The following is a 17,358-nucleotide window of genomic DNA, read 5'->3' as shown; positions in this document are numbered from 1 at the left end:
ATCTGTGATCACTCGCGGAGGCCGATATGACGTCCACTACACGGCGTACTTTCCTGAAAACCGGTCTGGCAGCCGGCGTCTTGGCGAGTACGGGTGTGGTGCCGTTGTTAGCTGCCACGCGCACCGCTACCGACACCGTCGTTCTGGGCCGCTCAAAAGTAAAGGTGACCCGCCTGGCCTTCGGCACGGGTACAAACAATGGCGAAGTGCAGGCGGCATTAGGGCAGCAGGAGTTCACACGGCTAGTCCGATACGCTTACGATCATGGCATCCGCTTCTTTGAGACAGCAGAGGCTTATGTAACTCCAGGTATGCTTGGTTTGGCCCTGAAAGGGCTGCCCCGCGACAGCTACCAGCTCATGAGCAAAGTGAGCACCTTCCACGAGGCCGCCGACCCACAAGCGAAGTTCGATGAGCTGCGACGCACCTCTCAGACTGAGTACTTCGACATCATGCTGCTGCACTGGCAGCGTACGCCCGACTGGCCTGAGACTACGAAACGTTGGCAGGATGCCATCCTTGAGGCACAGAGGAGAACGATCGTCCGTTCCCATGGCGCCTCCGTACATGGACTGCCTGCGCTACGGCAGATGCCTGGAACAAGCTGGCTTGAAGTCGGCCTTATCCGCATCAACCACAACGGCGCGCGTATGGATGGACCCACCTCTGAAGACACGAACCACCCAGCAAATGTGAACGAAGTCGTGGCGAACATCCAGAAGTTGAAGCAAGAAAGATTGGGGGTGATCGGCATGAAGCTTTGCGGAGGCGGTCAGTTCGATCGAAGTCATGATGACCGGCTCAAAGCGATGAAATTCGCTTTCCGGAACGCTGAAGTAGACTGCGCGACAATCGGCTTTAAGAACACCCAAGAGATCGACGAAGCCATCCGCAACTTGAATGAAGCGCTTTTGTAAGCGAACGTCATTCTTAGGGGCAATACCAGCGGGGGCCGATCGTTGAGCTCTTCCCTGCCACCGGAAACCGATCCCCAAAAAGCAATCAGCCGCTCGAAAGCGGCTGTCGTAAAGAATTTCGATGGTGGGCGCTATAGGATTCGAACCTATGACTTCCACCGTGTGAAGGTGGCACTCTACCGCTGAGTTAAGCGCCCAACTCAGTCATTAATCCTAACATAATCAGCCCGCCCTTCCGGCCATATGTGACTGTTGTGGAATGGGCTTGCGCCTCGATTTCGTAGATGATTTCCTCGTGTCATCCATGCCATCCAATGTGGCTTCGCAGTCCGCAAGTCCGCCGCGCGGCGAATCTGTGCGCTATTGGATCGCCGTTGGCCTCGCGCTTTCCTACGCATTCTTCGCCGGACTGAAGACCGCGGCCGATCCCGATCTCGGCTGGCAACTTGCCGCCGGTCGCTGGATGCTTGAGCACCACCAGATCCTGCGCACCGACGTCTTCACCTACACCGGCTTCGGACGCGAATGGATTTACCCGGCCCTTTCGCAAATCTTCGAATACCTCCTGTATCGCATCGGCAGCTACTCGCTGCTCTCGTGGACAGCCGCTGTTGGTTGCGTCGCGACCGTAGCGCTTCTCCTGCATGGAGCACGCTTTGCCACCGCAATCATCGCGATTCTCGCCATACCTCTACTTGCAGCGCGTTGCGTCATGCGCGCTGAACTCTTCTCGGTCATTCTCTTCGCTGCGTTCGTCTCCATCCTTTGGAACTTTCATCGCTCCCGTCGCGGACTGCTGTGGATCCTGCCGCTCTTGATGGCGCTTTGGGTGAACCTGCACCTCGGCTTTTTGGCGGGCTTCGGGATGTGCGCAGCCTACGTGTTGCTCGAGATTGGCGAGCTCTTCACGCTGCAGAAACGCAGTGATGCCCTTTCTCGTCTCCGCTCCGCCGCGCCATGGCTGCTCGCAACCATACCCGCGACCCTGCTCAATCCCTGGGGATGGCGCGTCTACGCTGGCATGTTCCGCCTCATGCCGACGGGCACCAACCCCTTCATCCTCGAACTCATGCGCGTCCGCGTGAACTCGACCACAGCAATGCAAGCCTTCGCGTGGCGCGACTACGAGAGCGCGTTCTTCTGGTTCCTCGCCATCGCCGCCATCTGCACCGTTGCAGCTCTCATGCAACGTCGTTTCGCCGAAGCCGTCATCCTCGTAGGATCCGTGTACGCTGCGGTTCACGCATCGCGGTTCGTAGCGATGTTCGCCATCATCGTCGTCGTAATCGGCGGGTCCGTTTTCACCGATTGGGTGCCCCATGTCTCGCGATTTTCGAGACGTGGGGATTTCCCCGACATCTCCACGAAAGCAGCCACCATCGTCCTCGTCCTCTCGGCGTTTCTAGTCGCGGTCCGAATCTCCGATCTCGTCACCAACCGCTTCTACCTGCGCACGCCCGGCCAATACTCCGTCTTCGGCGCAGGCGCTCCCATACGCTTCCCCGCTGGCGCCGCGGATTTCATCGTTCGTAACCACCTCCCCGCGAACGTCTTCAACGACTACAACTCTGGCGGCTTCCTCATGGGCAAGCTCGCTCCCGAATACCGTCTCTACCTCGACGGCCGCGGCGAACTCGAACCCGGCCTCTACGTCCACGCGCAGCAACTGCTGACACAGTCGCTCGACTCGCAAGACTGGCAGCGCGAAGTCGCATCGCGCCACATCAACACGGTCGTCGTCTCCCTCGACCGCGAATACGGCATGGGCCTCGCGAGCCTCAACAAGTTCTGCAACAGCCCCGGATGGAAGCCCGCTTATCTCGATCCATTTGGCGCTGTCTTCGTAAATATGGGTGCCCCACCGTCGGGGTCCCCGGAGAGCGCCGCCTTTGCGCTTTCTGGGGTGGCAGGCTTCCCGAAGGGTGAGTGGGAAGAGACGCAACTCGACTGCTCCCAAGTTCGCTTCGACGCTCCTCCAACTGGCGACAGCTTCCGCGCTCGCGCCGATCGCTTCAACTACCTCCTCAACAGCGCCGCAATCCTCATCGTTCTCGATCGCACCGCCGAAGCGCTCTCTGCCTTGCAAAGCGCCGAGGCCGTCGAGTCGCAAAATGCATTCCTCCACTACGCCAAAGGCGCCGCGCTTCTCCAATCCGGTCGCTGGAACGAGTCGGAGTCTTCGCTCCACACTGCCGTGAATCTCGGTTCCGACGAAGCCGCTTCCGCGCTAGCCCGCGCCTACGACCAGCAAGGCCGCTACCCCGACGAAGTCGCAGTCCTGCATCTCGCCGCCTCCCGCGCACCGCAACCAAGTTGGTTCTACCTCAAGCTCGGCCTCGCCGAACTCGCGCAAAACCACGCCCGCGAAGCCCTCGACGGATTCCACAATGCCGAGCGCGAAGACCCGTTTAACGGCGGGGACGACGCCGGCACCGGCTACCATTCCCAACTCGCCGAGGGCCATGCCCGCGCCGAAGCGCTGCTACAATCGCAGCGCTAAAGTTTGGCACCTTCTTCCAAGCATCCGGCCATCTAACGAAACGCCATGGCACTCGAGGAATACAAAAAGAAACGTCGCTTTACTGACACCCCCGAGCCTCCACCCTCGATCGACAAAAGCAAAGGTCATCGCTTCGTGGTGCAGAAGCACCACGCCTCACGTCTCCACTACGACTTCCGCCTTGAGATGGACGGCGTGCTGAAGTCCTGGGCCGTGCCCAAAGGCCCATCGCTCGATCCCGCCGACAAGCGCCTCGCCATGGCTGTCGAAGATCATCCCGTCTCGTATCTCAAATTCGAAGGCATCATCCCCGAGAACAACTACGGCGCAGGCACCGTGATGGTCTGGGACATCGGCACCTGGGAGCCGGTTGGCGACGCCGACGCCATGCTCGCCAAGGGCGATCTCAAATTCCGGTTGAAGGGCAAAAAGCTCAACGGCGAATTCGCTCTGGTGCACATCAAGTCGCGCCGCTCCGGCACCAAGGGTAACGAGTGGCTGCTGATCAAGCACCGCGATGACGCCGTCGTCCCTGGCTACGACATCGACGAGTACGACTTCTCCGCCCTCACCAAGCGCTCGCTCGACGACATCGCCGGCGACCAGAAATCGGCCGAGTGGCAAAGCAATCGCGCCGGATCCTCCAACATCCCGCAGAAAAGCGCGTGGCTCGCGGACGCCATCAAGAAGGCCGACAAGAAAGCTGCCGCAAAAAAGACCGCTGTAAAAACAAAGGCTCCAGCAAAAAAGTCCGCCAAAACCGCAGCCAAGAAAGCTGTGAAGACCACCGCAACCAAGAAACAGAAAGACGCGCACCCGGCGTTCGCCGATCTCAAAGGCGCGCGTCACGCCGCGATGCCGTCGCAAATCCAGCCCATGCTCGCCACGCTCGTAGATGAGCCCTTTGAAGACTCCCAGTGGCTCTACGAGATCAAGTGGGACGGCTATCGCGCCGTCACCTTCCTCAACGATGGCAAACTTCGCTTCGTCTCGCGCAACGGCAACGACCTAACTAACGCCTATCCTGAACTGCACGACATCGGCGGAAGCATCTCCGCGCAACGCGCCATTCTCGACGGCGAAATCGTCGCCCTCGACGGCGAAGGCCGCTCCTCCTTCAGCCTGATGCAACAACGCACTGGCATCGGCGAGGGCGGACGCCGCACCGGCAAGGGCAACGCCAACATTCCCGTGCAGTATTACGCCTTCGACCTGCTCTACCTTGACGGCTACGACCTCACGCACGTCTCGCTCGAGGACCGCAAACGGGTGCTCAGCGAAATCATCTCGCCCAGCGACGTACTGCGTGTCTCTGACTCCTTCGACGAGGGCCTGCCTCTCTACGAAGCCGCCCGCGCGCGCGGGCTCGAAGGCATCATCGCCAAGCGTCGCGAGAGTTGCTATCTCACCAAGCGCAGCCGCGAGTGGCTGAAGATCAAGATCACGCAGCGCCAGGAGTGCGTGATTGGCGGCTATACCGAGCCCAAGGGCAGTCGCGAAAATTTCGGCTCCGTCGTCCTCGGCCTCTACGACGACAAAGGCCGCCTCATCCCCGTTGGCCAGGCCGGCAGCGGTTTCACCGCCCAGTCAAACGCTGCCCTGTGGAAGAAACTCCAGAAGCTCGAAACCAAAACTTCACCGTTCTTCGGCAAGCCCGACAGCCCGCGCCAGGTCCACTATGTCCGCCCTGAACTCGTTGCCGAAATCAAGTTCACCGAGTGGACGCACCAAGGCCAAAGCGGCCAGGTCAGAATGCGCGCCCCTGTTTTCGAAGGGCTGCGCACTGACAAATCGCCGAGCGAATGCGTCTTCGATTTCGCGAAGCCAACAAAATTAGAAGTGAAAAAAGCCGAAAGCGGCGACGCCGCGTAGTTACTTAATATCTTTCATCGGCAGCAGCGATCCATAATCCTGCCCATTCGCATCCTGTGCGCGCGCCACCACCGTCGTAAAGATCTCGCGCGTCTCCGGCCACTTCGCCACCGCCGCCTTGATCAGGCCCATGTTCTCCTGGAACGCCGTAGCTGTGTTCGACGCATCGGCCACCTTCTGCCGCAGCACCAGCGCCAGCGCATCCTGCACCACCAGCGGCGATACGAATGTCACCTGGTAGCTCTTGCCGTCCGCGCCGGCGATCGTCACGGGGTTGTCGCCGGGAAGATCATGCGGATTGGCGGCCTCGATTTCGTCGTAGAGTTTATCGAGCGATGGCGTAGTCATGAACGGCACCGGCGCCAGCAACTCGCGCGCTTCCAGGTAATAAAAATACGCGTTGTGCTTCTTGCCCTGTGCCGCAAATTGCTTGGCCTGCTGCCAGTACCAGTTGCCGTCGTGTCCGGCAAGCATCGCCGGCTTCAAATAAAATCCGCCGATCTTCCACGCGCCGTTCATTACCTGCAACACCAGCGACATCGTCATCGGCTTCGCGCCCGGCGCGTCGAGCACCACGATGCCGTACTGGCCTGCCGGCAAATTGTTCAGCACAAATCCGGTGCGGTCCGTGGAGTTGAACACGCCGCAGAAAAACTCCGCCCGCTGGATGGTCCCCTTCTCATCGGAAGCATCGAGAAAGTACAAGTTGCGGATCGTCGGCTGTACACCGCCGAGGTTCGCCTTGCTGTCAGAGACCGCCTGCTCCACGCCGCCGAACGAACTTGCCAACGACGGCACCGCATTCGTCTTCAGGTTGAACACATCGCCGCGTGCCGCCATGTTGAACACGCTGTGCGCGGTCTTTTCCATCGAGGCGCGTGTCTGCGCATCGAGGTCGTTGGCCGACGTACACGTCTCCGCGGCCATCGCTCCGCCAACCAGGAAAAAAGAAGCTAAAAAGACTGCCAGGGACTTGCCTATCAAAGCTTTCATTGTTATTTCATACCTTCAGGGGCCGAAAGCTGCTGTTCTGGATAGATGCAAACTGCGCGATTTCCGATGTTTCCGCGCTGAAACGGGTTAGAATCATGTCACCTCGCGCCGTGCTCGCTCCGAGCATTGCGGCGCGTCTAACCCTTGCTATGGTAAGCCGTTCCGCTCTCGCTGGATTGTTGATGTTTGCGCTGGCTCCCGCTTCGGAAGCAGCCTTCGCGCAGCAGGAAATCCCGCTAGCGACCGCGACAGCGGCAAAGACCACCGCGCCGGCGACACCGGGCGTCGGCGCACCTGCGACCAAAGCGCCAGCCACGACAACCGCGACCGCACCGTCAAAAACGCGTAAATCTGCCAAACGCAAAGCCAAGCAGGAAGTGGAACAGCCGGTGGAACCGGTAGTCCAGGCGCCGCCTCCACCACCGCCTACGCCGGAGGAATCTCCGGCTGCGGCACCGCAGGTGAATTTCCAGGACGGCCAACTCAGCATTCGTTCCGAGAACTCGACCCTCGGCTCCATCCTGAGCGCGGTCAAAGCCCGTACCGGCGCCAGCATTGATGGCCCCGGCGCATCGTCATCCGACCGCGTCGCAACGCAGATCGGGCCGGGCGATCCGCGCGATGTGCTCAGCACCCTGCTTAACAGCACGAAGTACGATTTCATGCTGGTCGGCACGCCAGGGAACCCGAAATCCGTACAGAAAATTATCCTGACGGCACGGGCCGCCGGCGCCGGCCATGCCGCAACCGGAGGAGCCCAGCCCGGCGCTGCACAAGCCTTCCAGCCTCCAACCGAGCAACCTGATCCCGACCAGACGCTGCCCGATGCGGAGATCCCGGACGACAGCCAGACCCAGATCATCGAAGAACCACCCGCGCCGGAGCCCGACCAACAGCCGGAACAGCCGCCGCCGCAGCAGCAGCCGGTTCCCAACGGCATTCCCATCCAGCAGCAGCCGAACCCGGATGCTGCGGACCAGCCGCAGAACCCGAACCAGCCGAAATCGCCGGAACAGCTTTTGCAGGAACTCCAGCGCATGCAGCAGCAGCAACAACAGCAGCAGCATCCGCCGGAAGACCCTCGCTAACAGTTCGGTGTATTTCATCGCGGGTACCCCCTCCCCCATATTGAAACCAAAAGAAATAGCGACCCGCATTGGAGTCGCTCGGAGAGCAAAAGAGAAAGGCGACCCGGAAGGAGTCGCCCTTTTTTCTTTACTCTATATATTCAGAATAGCAGGTGGAAGGGGTAAAAGTGACACTTTTGCGAAGTTTATATCTTCTTATGAATCAATCGCTTACGTAGAAAATTAGCACTTTGATGCTATTGACAAGATTTCGGACGAAGGTGGAGGGAGGCGGATAAACGTGGGAGAAAATCACAGGAAGGTGGTACGGATTTTGCTTACTAGTCGCCGACGCTCGGGGCCGGAGTCGCTTCGACAGCGGTGATCATCTTGTCGCGGCGCGCACTGAACGCGTTGAGGATCGCGCAGATCGCAGCATAACCTGCACCAATTCCGATGCAGATTGCCAAGCCGATAGTGATCACCAGGACTGAAGCCGCGATAAGTGCGTTCATAACCCTATGAATACTGCCTTTAAGATGCTGCCCTCATCCCCACTGTTGTAGTTGGATGCGAGCTCTGCGCCTACTCTACCCCGCGTTGACGCTCGCTGATGTTGGCAAATAAGATACTTGAGTACATTTCCGTCTGCCCCATTCTATGGCTCACTGTGGGGCCCCGACAATTACCAGAGGCCATGTTCCCGGCGGAATTCGGCCAGCAACAAGGGTTATAGCGTTTCACACGATGGCGATTTCCAAGATCACGGTGCGCGGGGCGCGCCAGCACAATCTCAAAAACATCACGGTCGAAATCCCGCGGAACACGCTCACCGTCATTACCGGTTTGAGCGGCTCCGGAAAATCGTCGCTCGCCTTCGATACGATCTACGCTGAGGGCCAGCGGCGCTACGTTGAAACGCTCTCGGCGTACGCGCGCCAGTTCCTCGACCAGATGGAACGTCCCGATGTGGATTCGATTGACGGCCTCAGCCCTGCGATCTCCATCGAGCAGAAGACTACCAGCCGCAGCCCGCGCTCCACAGTCGGCACTATCACCGAGATTTACGACTATCTTCGCCTTCTCTATTCGTCGATCGGACTACCCCACTGTCCGCAGTGCGGGCGCGCAATTTCGCGGCAGTCTGTCGAACAGATCGTAGCGCGAGTGTTGGAGCTGAAACCCGAGGACCGCGTCATGCTGATGGCGCCGATCGTCCGCGGCCGCAAAGGCGAGTTTAAGAAAGAGATGGAAAAACTCGCGCAGCACGGCTTCACGCGCGCGCGCATTGACGGCGAACTGCGCAACATTGCCGACGAAGAGATCAAGCTCGACAAGCGCAAGAACCACACCATCGAAGTCGTGATTGACCGCCTGCTGGTAAAACCCGGAATCGAGAAGCGCCTCGCAGCGTCGGTCGAGCTCGCGATGAAACTAGGCAGCGGGCTGGTGCAGGTGGCCGTGGTTGGTGGTGATGAGCATCTCTTCTCGTCGCGACTGGCCTGCCCGGAATGCGGCATCAGCGTTCCGCAACTCGAGCCGCGCTCGTTCTCGTTCAACAGCGTGTATGGCGCTTGTCCGGAGTGCCACGGCCTGGGCAACAAGTACGATTTCGATCCCGCGAAGATCATCACTGACTGGTCAAAGCCGCTGCTTGATGGCGGCCTTGGTCCAGGTTCGGCCTCCGGCAATCTCATCCGCATGGTGGAGATCGCCGCCGCCGCGAACGATATTGATCTCAAGCTGCCCTTCGAACAGCTCCCGGAGAAGCAGCAGAACCTGCTGCTCTACGGCGCGACGAATGGCAACGGCCGCAGCGGCTTCAAAGGCGTTCTTGCCTACTTGAAGCAGAACCTCGACGAGAGCACCAGCGAAGGCTATCGCGACTGGCTGCTCGCTTACATGTCACCCACCGAATGTCCGGTGTGCCACGGCAAACGACTGCGCCCGGAATCGCTCGCGGTAAAAGTGAATGGCATGTCCATCGCCGACTTCACCGCGCTTCCGGTCTCACGTTCGGTAGATGCGGTGAAAGACATCAAGCTCAACGAACGTGAAGATCGCATTGCCGGCCGCGTGCTGCGCGAAATCGGCGAACGGCTCGGCTTCCTGAACCATGTCGGGTTGGGATACATCTCGCTCAGCCGCTCGGCGGCAACGCTCTCCGGTGGCGAAGGGCAGCGCATCCGCCTCGCGACGCAGATTGGGTCGAAGCTCCGCGGCGTGCTCTACGTTCTCGACGAGCCATCCATCGGCCTGCATCATCGCGATAACGAGCGCCTGATCACCGCGCTCGAGGAGCTTCGCGATCTCGGCAACACGGTGCTCGTCGTCGAGCACGACGAAGAAACCATCCGTCGCGCCAACTACGTCGTAGATCTTGGTCCCGGCGCCGGACGCCACGGCGGCGAACTGGTTGCTCACGGCACGCCATCCGATATCGAAGCTGCGCCCGAGTCGCTGACAGGGCAATACATCTCCGGCCGCCGCGCCATCGGCATTCGTCACGAACGCCGCGCGGTCACCGACAAAGGGATCGCCATCCTCGGAGCGCGCGAGAACAACCTCAAGAACGTGGACGTCAGCTTCCCGCTGGGCGTGATGACGGTCGTCACCGGTGTCTCCGGCTCAGGCAAATCCACGCTGGTGAACGACATCCTCTACCGCGCGCTCGCCCAGAAGCTTTATCGCTCGCGCGAGGAGGCCGGCCAGCACAAGTCCATCAGCGGCACCGAGAACATCGACAAGGTCATCCGCATTGACCAATCGCCCATCGGACGCACTCCGCGTTCGAATCCGGCGACCTACACCGGCGTGTTCTCCAACATCCGCGACCTCTACGCCATGCTGCCGGAATCGCGCGAGCGTGGCTACAAAGCCGGACGATTCTCGTTCAACGTTGCCGGCGGACGCTGCGAGGCCTGCCAGGGCGAAGGCCAGCGCCGCATCGAGATGAATTTCCTTCCCGACGTCTACGTGCAATGCGAGGTCTGCAACGGTCGCCGCTACAATCACGAGACTCTCGCCGTGAAGTACAAGGGCCACAGCATCGCCGACCTGCTGGAGCTTCCAGTCGCCGACGCGCTCGCCGTGCTCGAAGCCATTCCTCAGGTGAAGCAGCGCCTTCAGACTTTAGTGGATGTCGGCCTCGGCTATATTCATCTCGGTCAATCTGCCGTAACTCTCTCCGGCGGCGAGGCCCAGCGCATCAAACTGGCGAGGGAATTGAGCAAGCGCCAGACCGGCAAAACGTTGTACCTGCTCGACGAACCGACCACCGGCCTTCACTTCGAAGACGTTAACAAACTGCTCGACGTGCTGCATCGTCTGACCGATCTCGGAAACACGATCATCATCATCGAGCACAACATGGATGTCATCCGGAACGCCGACTGGATTATTGACCTCGGGCCGGAGGGTGGCGAAGACGGTGGAAAAATTGTGGCGCAAGGGACCCCCGAAGCGGTGTCTAAGGTAAAGAAGAGTTATACCGGCCAGGCGCTCGCCCAGTCGCTGAAGAACAGCGTGGTGCGTGCGCTGCCCGCGAAGGTCGCAGCAGAAATTGCTCTGCCACGACCGACACGAGAATCTAGATCAGACGGATAATTCGCAGAGTGTCTTCCGCCGACCATCCACTGCCGAACACCAACGCCGCGCCGCCGCGGGAGACCATCCGTTTCTTCCCGCCGTTCCCCGCGTGGACGGGCTTCGACGTAATCGGCATCGCGGTCATCTTCTTCATCGCGATGATCGTCTGCTGGGTCGTCGCCACCATGTGCGCCAGCATGCTTCCTACATGGCAGCACGCGCGAACTATGGAGGTCGCTCGCTCGCCGTTCGTTGGGCTCACCGCACAATCGGCAGCATACGTGATTCTGCTGTTCTATATTGCACGCGTGCTACGCCAGCGCTCGGGCGAAGCGGCGCTGGTGGCGATCGAATGGAACTCGCGGCTCGGCACCGTGGTGATGGGCCTGATCGGAGGCCTGCTCCTCGCGACCGTAGTGCAACTGACGGAAATGTATTTGCCCATGCCGAAGAGCCTGCCGATGGACCAGCTCTTCAAGAGTCCCATGCGAGCGTATGTGACATCGGTCTTCGGCGTCCTGTTCGCGCCGCTGTTTGAAGAAGTCTACTTCCGCGGCTTGATGTTCCCGTCGGTTCGCGAGGGTCTCGGCGAACTCTGGGCGATCGTGATTACCGCAACCGCATTTGCGGCACTGCACGGCGCGCAGCTTGCCTTCTCGTGGGCAGCGCTGCTGCCACTGTTTATCGTGGGACTGGTTTTGACCTGGGTGCGCGCGCAGCTGAAATCCGTCGCGGCCTCGTGGGTGATGCACGTTACGTATAACGCGACCATCGTCACTGCAGTTTGGGTGCAGACCGGGCACTTCCAGAACTTCGGCTAAGCATAGTGAGGTGATAACTGGCGAGAACCGGGCTTATCACAACGAATCGAGCGGATCGTCAGTGAAGAAGCGTTCTGCAAAAATGCGCTTCAGTCTCGGCTGCTAGACGGTGGCGTAGCCTTCGGTCCAGTGGTCTTGTCCGAGCTTATATTCGTCGATCAGAAAACCGTCCCGGCAATCGCCGCGGACCCTACATTGCCACTACCTATTTGGGCGCAGCCTGATTACTGGTCGTAAGGGCGATTTACCAATAGCTATGTGACAGGATAGTGCGTTAATGCGTCTTCTACGACGATTGGCGCTGCTGAGGGAGCGCGACATGTGTGCGAAGCTGTTCAGTTAGACAAACATATTAAAGTTGGCTTTCGGTTTCCTGTTGCACCAGCAACAGCAGCACAATCCCCACCACCGTGAACATCCGAAAGGCCTCTTCCTGCCCATTCCACGCTTTCGATTGCCACATCAAAAACCATTCGCCGCCAACGCTTAAGAACGCCACCAGCCACATCAGAAGGCTTAGCGACAAGCCGGCGATTGCCCACTTCTTGGCAGCCTGAAACCCCGCCGCTGTTGCTCGCAAAGACCGTGCCAATTGGATCGCTCCCCACCAGCAGAGCAGCGTGGTAACGCTCTCCCACAGAATGATCGAAATATAAAAAGCAGTATGCAGTCCCGGAGCATTCATTGCCCGCCACATCGCGTGGTTCGATGGAAACGTCGAATCCATCATCATCACGTGCCGCACAAACTGGTAGTTCGAATCGTAGTCGGTCGTATTATTCAACACCACAATGGTGTAGAACCCCGCGACCGCCGCCACCAACAAGGTTTTAGCAAGCCGAAAGATCATGGCTTCCCCGCAGCAATGAATGTCGAAAAATAGTCGGTGAGTGCTTTCATCGTCACATCGTCATATTTTGGACTCGCGGCCATTTGGGAATTCGGGTTGTTCGCCTGCGGATTCCTCACGTAAGAAGCGAAATGTTCCGGACTAGCCGCTGCCCAAGCTGCCAGCACAAGCCACGGCTGTCCGGACTGTCTTCCGCCGTCCTCTCCCATGTTGTGGCATCGAAAACAGTTCTGCTGCGCGATTCGGTAGCCGGCCTGCACGTTGGCATCGCCGGCGTGCAGGCCGCGCGGGGCGATCGCTGCAAGTGTTTTTCGTTCATCGCGAAATTCCAGGCGCTCGACTCCCCACGGAATCTGCGCCTCGTCCTGGTGGGCAAAAACCCTGAAGCTGGGCGTGAATTTCGCGTGCGAAATAAGATAGGGCCCCATAAACGCACCAGCCGCTTCCGCGTTCTTCGGCCAGCCCTTCGGCGGCTGCCCGTTGATTCTGAGGACCAGCACCGGATGATGTTCGCGAACGTACTCGCTCGGAAAATTGCCGTGGTACTGGTCCGCACATACCGCAACCAGAAAGGTAGACGCAGGAGACGTGCCTAATGCGCTGCTCAGTTCTTCCAACAACACTCCGCTAATTTCCACGGCGCTCTTGAAATTTGCGTCGTCCGAAACCAGGTAAGTGACTTGCGGTAGTTTCAACAATTCTTCGCGTGAGACGTATCGAATCGAGCCACGCGGCACCCCGGGCAAATCCCCCGCGACCGCCAAATCCAATTCCGATCCGCGATTCTCGTGGAGAGCTACGCGAGGCGCACCGTTGTCCTTTGGATTGTCTTTGCTGCCGGGCGTCGCGGTCACCTGTTGGTTCCCGTCCGCTACCGAAGAAAACATGCCGCATACAAGCAGCGCGCCGGCCAACACTTTTCGCATGGCACATGCTAGCGCACGCCCAGTGCCAGGCAAAGGCAAGTTTGCGTGGTCGCTAGCAGAGGGCCGACCTGGCGCATTGTTCGGCCTGTTAGTTGCTGCAGTTGCACGTCCTTCATTCCTGACCTAGTGTGCACCAGAGGCTTATCGTGACCAGCAATCCACCGGCTGAAATCCAGACTTTAATCGACGCGCACATCAACGGCTTCAACACCCAAGACGACAATCTTTTCCTGCGCGTTTTCGGGGATACTGCAATCATCATCGACGGCATTGCGCCCTATCGCTGGTTGAATCCAAATGCTCCGGCCAATTGGCTCGCTGACGTAGAGAAATGGCGTGAGGGCCTTGGTGTCACCAACGAGCACCTGTCCTACGAGATGGGCTTCTGGAATGTCGAGGGCTCGTCTGCATATGCAGTCATATCGGGGACTCTCACGATCACGATCAAGGGCCAGGCCATTGTTCGGACCGGTACCCTTGCGTACACGTTCGCGAACCGCGATGGCGTCTGGAAGATCGAGGCGCAGGCTTGGGGTCGCACGTCCTAGCCTGCTATACAGGCAATGCTTCACAACTGATCTGTGACGCCAAGTGATTCCAAGATTACTTTTGCGAACAGCCCTTACCACTCCCTATTTCGGCACCACCCGATTACTTGCGATAAGGGGATCTACCACTTCCACAATTTCGGCTAACGACGCGCCTGCCGGACCTTCACTGTCTTCTCGGATTTCGCTTTCACCGTCAAATGTGCGTTCGCCGGATCGGCGGGCGCGTAGCTCGCAACGTACATGGAATGGATCTGGTCGGAGATCGCTTCAAACGGCCTTGAGATGGTGCCCGGGTTCGAACCCGGAAAGATGATTCCGCCCGTCTGGTCCGAGAACTCTCTTAAGCGCACCTCGCCGTGATCGCCGGAACCACCTGAGCCGGTGTTCACGGTAAAAATCACCACGCCGGCGCTTTGCGCGGCGGCGATCGCCTGCTGATACGTAAAGCGGCTCTGGTTGTCTTCACCGTTGCTGATGACGACCAGCACGCGACGCGCCGGATGGGTTTCCTCCACGGCCATGCGCTCCTTGCATGCGCCGACAATCGCGTCGTAAAGCGCCGCTCCGTCGCCCTTGCTGATCTTCAACTGATAGTGGGCCAGGTCGTCTTTGCTCATGAACGCCGACATATCCGTTTTGTTCGCGAAGGGCACAAAGAACACGCGCACATTCTGCTCCAGCATTGCGCCTTGCACGAAATTGCTGATGGCATGCAGTGCCGCGGCATACGCATCGCCGTGTGCCTTCGTGCTCGTATCCACGAGCACGCCGAGGCGAAGCGGCAACTCGCTCCCGCTCTGCACCGTAACACCTGAGGTCAGTTCGGTCTTACCATCCCAGAAGGTGAATTCGGCGGCGGTCAGATGGCGAATGAGATCGTTATGACTGTCCACGGCAAAGAACGGTACGTCGGCGCGATGATCCGTTGGCGCTGTTTGCTGCGCTACCGCATATCCAGCGAGCAGTACAACGGCCACCGCGAGCATGCGCAGAAATCTCATTCAAGCCCTACGATCTTGCGGAACTCTTCCAGATCATGCAGACAATCGAGGTCCGGATCTTTCGCCGCCCACGCCAAATTCCCATATCCAGATGTGAAGGCCTTCTTCAGCGCGTCCAGCGCTTCTTGCTTATTCCCGAGAATTCCGTAAGTACACGCGGCGTTGTACAGCGTATTCGCATCGCCCGGACTGAGCGCAATTGCCGTGCGCAGGTGCGACATCGCCTCGTCCTCATCGCCGCGCCGTTCCGCCAGGGTGGCGGCCAACAAGATGCGCGCTCGCACGTCTTCCGGCACGCGCTCCAGCTGCTGCCGCAGCACGTTGATGATCCCCACGCGAAGTTCTTCCGCTTCGTCTTCGCGGCCCAAGCGATGCATGGTGTTGATGAACGGCAGGTAGGTGTTGTAATCGTCGCCGTTAAACTCGATCGCCTTTTTGGAAATGGCCGCGGCTGCTTCGAACTGTCCTGACGCGAAATACGCACGGCCCATGATGTCCCACGAACCTTCTGCGTCTGGCTTGCGCTCGACGGCCCGCTGTGCGAGTAGTGCCGCCTCTTCATATTTCTTCTGCGCGTAACTCACGCGCGCTCGCGCCACCAGAACATCCGGCAGATCGGGAGCCAATGCGGTGGCACGATCACAAGCCGCCAGTCCGCGGTCAATCCACTTCTGGTTCTGCTCGCGCAACTCGAACATCAGTCCACAAATCTGCCCGATGCCGGCGTGCGCCAGCGCGAAATTCGGATCGAGCTGGATGACATGCTCGAACATCTGCAGCGCGTAATCGAATTTCTCGCGCCGCGTGTAACTCCGGCCACGCAGATAGAAGTCGTAAGCCTGCGGATTCTCCGTCGGCTTCTTCGCGATCGTCTTCTCTTCCTGGGGCGTCAGCGTAATGCGCAACGCCTGCGCAATGCTGCGCGCGATTTCTTCCTGGATGGCGAACACGTCCTCCAACTGGCGGTCGTAGCGCTCCGCCCATGCGGAGTGTCGCGTGGAGACCTCCACCAGTTGCACGGTGATCCGCACCCGGTTGCCGGCGCGCCGGATCGAACCCTCAAGCACATAACCGGCGCCAAGTTTCTGCCCGACTTGCTGAGCGGTCACCGGCTGATCGCGAAATGCCAGAACTTCGGAGCGCGGGAAAATCTCAAGCTGCGCAATCTTCGACAGCTCGGTCACGATGTCTTCGGTGATGCCATCGCGAAAATACTCGTCTTCCTTCGCGCCGCTCTGGTTGGCGAAATACAACACGGCCACCGACTTCTGCTTCGACTGAGCGGGCGCCGACGCGACCGACGTCGAACTGCCACCTGCCGCACTTCTCTTGCTCGATTCGATGTCGCGCTTCAGGCGTTTCAAATCCGCGCGCAGTTCCGCCGCCGACTGGCAGCGCAAATCGCGGTCCTTCTCCATCGCCTTGTTCAGCAGCGTGTCGAACGCCAGCGGAATGCGATGGTTCACTTCGCTTGCCGACTTCGGTTCGCTGTGCAGAATTCCGTCGAACATGAGCGCCGCCGTTGCTGCCGCGAATGGCAACTGTCCGGTCGCCATCTCGTAGAGCACGACTCCGAGTGAAAACAGATCCGAGCGCGCATCCAGTTCTTCGCCGCGGGCCTGCTCCGGCGACATATACGCCACCGTGCCGAGCGAACTTCCAGGGCTGGTCAGCTGATCTTCGCTGACCACGGGCGCGGGCATGGTTGCCATTGTCTCGGCAGCGGATACCGCATTTTTCAGCGTGACCTTCGCCAATCCGAAGTCGAGAATTTTCGCTTCGCCCGGTTCTACCAGGAAGATATTGGCCGGCTTAATATCGCGATGAACGATGCTCTTGGTGTGCGCCGCGTCGAGGCCGTTCGCGATCTGGATGCCCGCATCGAGGATCTCGGTGATGTCCATCGGTCGCGTACCGATACGATGCTTCAGCGTCTGGCCTTCCAGCAGCTCCATCGCGATGAACGGACGTCCCTCGTACTCGCCGATGTCGTAAATGGTGCAGATGTTGGGATGATTCAGCGCAGACGCAGCACGTGCCTCACGGCGAAATCGTTCGATTGCCTGCGGATCGTGCGAGATATCGTCGGGAAGAAACTTGAGCGCGACACTGCGGCCCAGGCGCGAGTCGGTGGCCTTGTAGACCACGCCCATACCGCCGCCACCCAACCGCTCGGCAACTACATAATGTGAAATGGTTCGGCCTACCAACCCCAGAGACGAAGCAGCCATAAGTGCTTGGATGGTACAAGCAGCGCTAAATCGGCGCAATC

Annotated in this window: 13 protein-coding genes and 1 tRNA gene; 7 read left to right on the top strand and 7 right to left on the bottom strand. The window is 59.4% G+C overall.

The annotated features are described in order from the left end of the window. The first annotated feature begins 26 nt into the window (after window positions 1-26). On the top strand, window positions 27-917 hold the full coding sequence (locus ACID345_RS04025) for an aldo/keto reductase (protein WP_011521588.1): 891 nt from the start codon (window positions 27-29) through the stop codon (window positions 915-917). A gap of 122 nt (window positions 918-1,039) precedes the next feature. Here the strand turns inward: ACID345_RS04025 and ACID345_RS04020 are convergent. Continuing rightward, window positions 1,040-1,114 (bottom strand) — tRNA-Val (locus tag ACID345_RS04020). Between the two features lie 62 nt (window positions 1,115-1,176). Between ACID345_RS04020 and ACID345_RS04015 the strand changes: the two genes are divergently transcribed. After that, entirely contained in the window at window positions 1,177-3,417 is a 2,241-nt protein-coding gene (locus ACID345_RS04015; RefSeq protein WP_011521587.1) for a tetratricopeptide repeat protein, read from the top strand. Between the two features lie 45 nt (window positions 3,418-3,462). Beyond that, window positions 3,463-5,289, top strand: coding sequence for a non-homologous end-joining DNA ligase (gene ligD / locus ACID345_RS04010; protein ID WP_011521586.1), 1,827 nt, complete (start codon window positions 3,463-3,465; stop codon window positions 5,287-5,289). On the opposite strand, the gene ACID345_RS04005 is transcribed toward ligD, so the two are convergent. Then, on the bottom strand, window positions 5,290-6,282 hold the full coding sequence (locus ACID345_RS04005; RefSeq protein WP_011521585.1) for a hypothetical protein: 993 nt from the start codon (window positions 6,280-6,282) through the stop codon (window positions 5,290-5,292). A gap of 95 nt (window positions 6,283-6,377) precedes the next feature. Here ACID345_RS04005 and ACID345_RS04000 point away from each other — a divergent pair, with 95 nt between their 5' ends. After that, window positions 6,378-7,370 (top strand): hypothetical protein, encoded by a 993-nt coding sequence (locus tag ACID345_RS04000; protein ID WP_011521584.1) that lies wholly within the window; start codon window positions 6,378-6,380, stop codon window positions 7,368-7,370. Between the two features lie 320 nt (window positions 7,371-7,690). Here ACID345_RS04000 and ACID345_RS26810 read toward each other — a convergent pair whose 3' ends face one another. After that, on the bottom strand, window positions 7,691-7,864 hold the full coding sequence (locus ACID345_RS26810; protein WP_187148937.1) for a hypothetical protein: 174 nt from the start codon (window positions 7,862-7,864) through the stop codon (window positions 7,691-7,693). 232 nt (window positions 7,865-8,096) lie between these two features. Here ACID345_RS26810 and uvrA point away from each other — a divergent pair, with 232 nt between their 5' ends. Then, entirely contained in the window at window positions 8,097-10,955 is a 2,859-nt protein-coding gene (uvrA, locus tag ACID345_RS03995) for an excinuclease ABC subunit UvrA (protein ID WP_083763663.1), read from the top strand. Window positions 10,956-10,963: 8 nt separating this feature from the next. Then, complete coding sequence (locus ACID345_RS03985; protein WP_083763662.1) at window positions 10,964-11,758, top strand: CPBP family intramembrane glutamic endopeptidase; 795 nt, start codon at window positions 10,964-10,966, stop codon at window positions 11,756-11,758. A gap of 352 nt (window positions 11,759-12,110) precedes the next feature. Here ACID345_RS03985 and ACID345_RS03980 read toward each other — a convergent pair whose 3' ends face one another. Beyond that, window positions 12,111-12,608, bottom strand: coding sequence for a DUF2165 family protein (locus ACID345_RS03980; protein ID WP_011521581.1), 498 nt, complete (start codon window positions 12,606-12,608; stop codon window positions 12,111-12,113). After that, a complete protein-coding gene (locus tag ACID345_RS03975; RefSeq protein ID WP_011521580.1) occupies window positions 12,605-13,534 on the bottom strand; it encodes a c-type cytochrome in 930 nt (309 codons plus the stop codon). The genes ACID345_RS03980 and ACID345_RS03975 overlap by 4 nt, the downstream gene beginning before the upstream one ends. A 146-nt stretch (window positions 13,535-13,680) precedes the next feature. Here ACID345_RS03975 and ACID345_RS03970 point away from each other — a divergent pair, with 146 nt between their 5' ends. Further along, entirely contained in the window at window positions 13,681-14,082 is a 402-nt protein-coding gene (locus ACID345_RS03970; RefSeq protein ID WP_011521579.1) for a hypothetical protein, read from the top strand. 143 nt (window positions 14,083-14,225) lie between these two features. Here ACID345_RS03970 and ACID345_RS03965 read toward each other — a convergent pair whose 3' ends face one another. Further along, window positions 14,226-15,086 (bottom strand): VWA domain-containing protein, encoded by an 861-nt coding sequence (locus tag ACID345_RS03965; protein ID WP_011521578.1) that lies wholly within the window; start codon window positions 15,084-15,086, stop codon window positions 14,226-14,228. Next, window positions 15,083-17,317, bottom strand: a complete 2,235-nt coding sequence (locus ACID345_RS03960; RefSeq protein ID WP_148210009.1) for a serine/threonine-protein kinase — start codon at window positions 17,315-17,317, stop codon at window positions 15,083-15,085. The genes ACID345_RS03965 and ACID345_RS03960 overlap by 4 nt, the downstream gene beginning before the upstream one ends. Window positions 17,318-17,358: the final 41 nt, after the last annotated feature.

Source organism: Candidatus Koribacter versatilis Ellin345 (genome assembly GCF_000014005.1).
Taxonomy (GTDB): Bacteria; Acidobacteriota; Terriglobia; order Terriglobales; family Acidobacteriaceae; genus Korobacter; species Korobacter versatilis_A.
The sequence above is the reverse complement of the archived record's forward strand: the minus strand, read 5'-3'. Positions and strand labels throughout refer to the sequence as shown.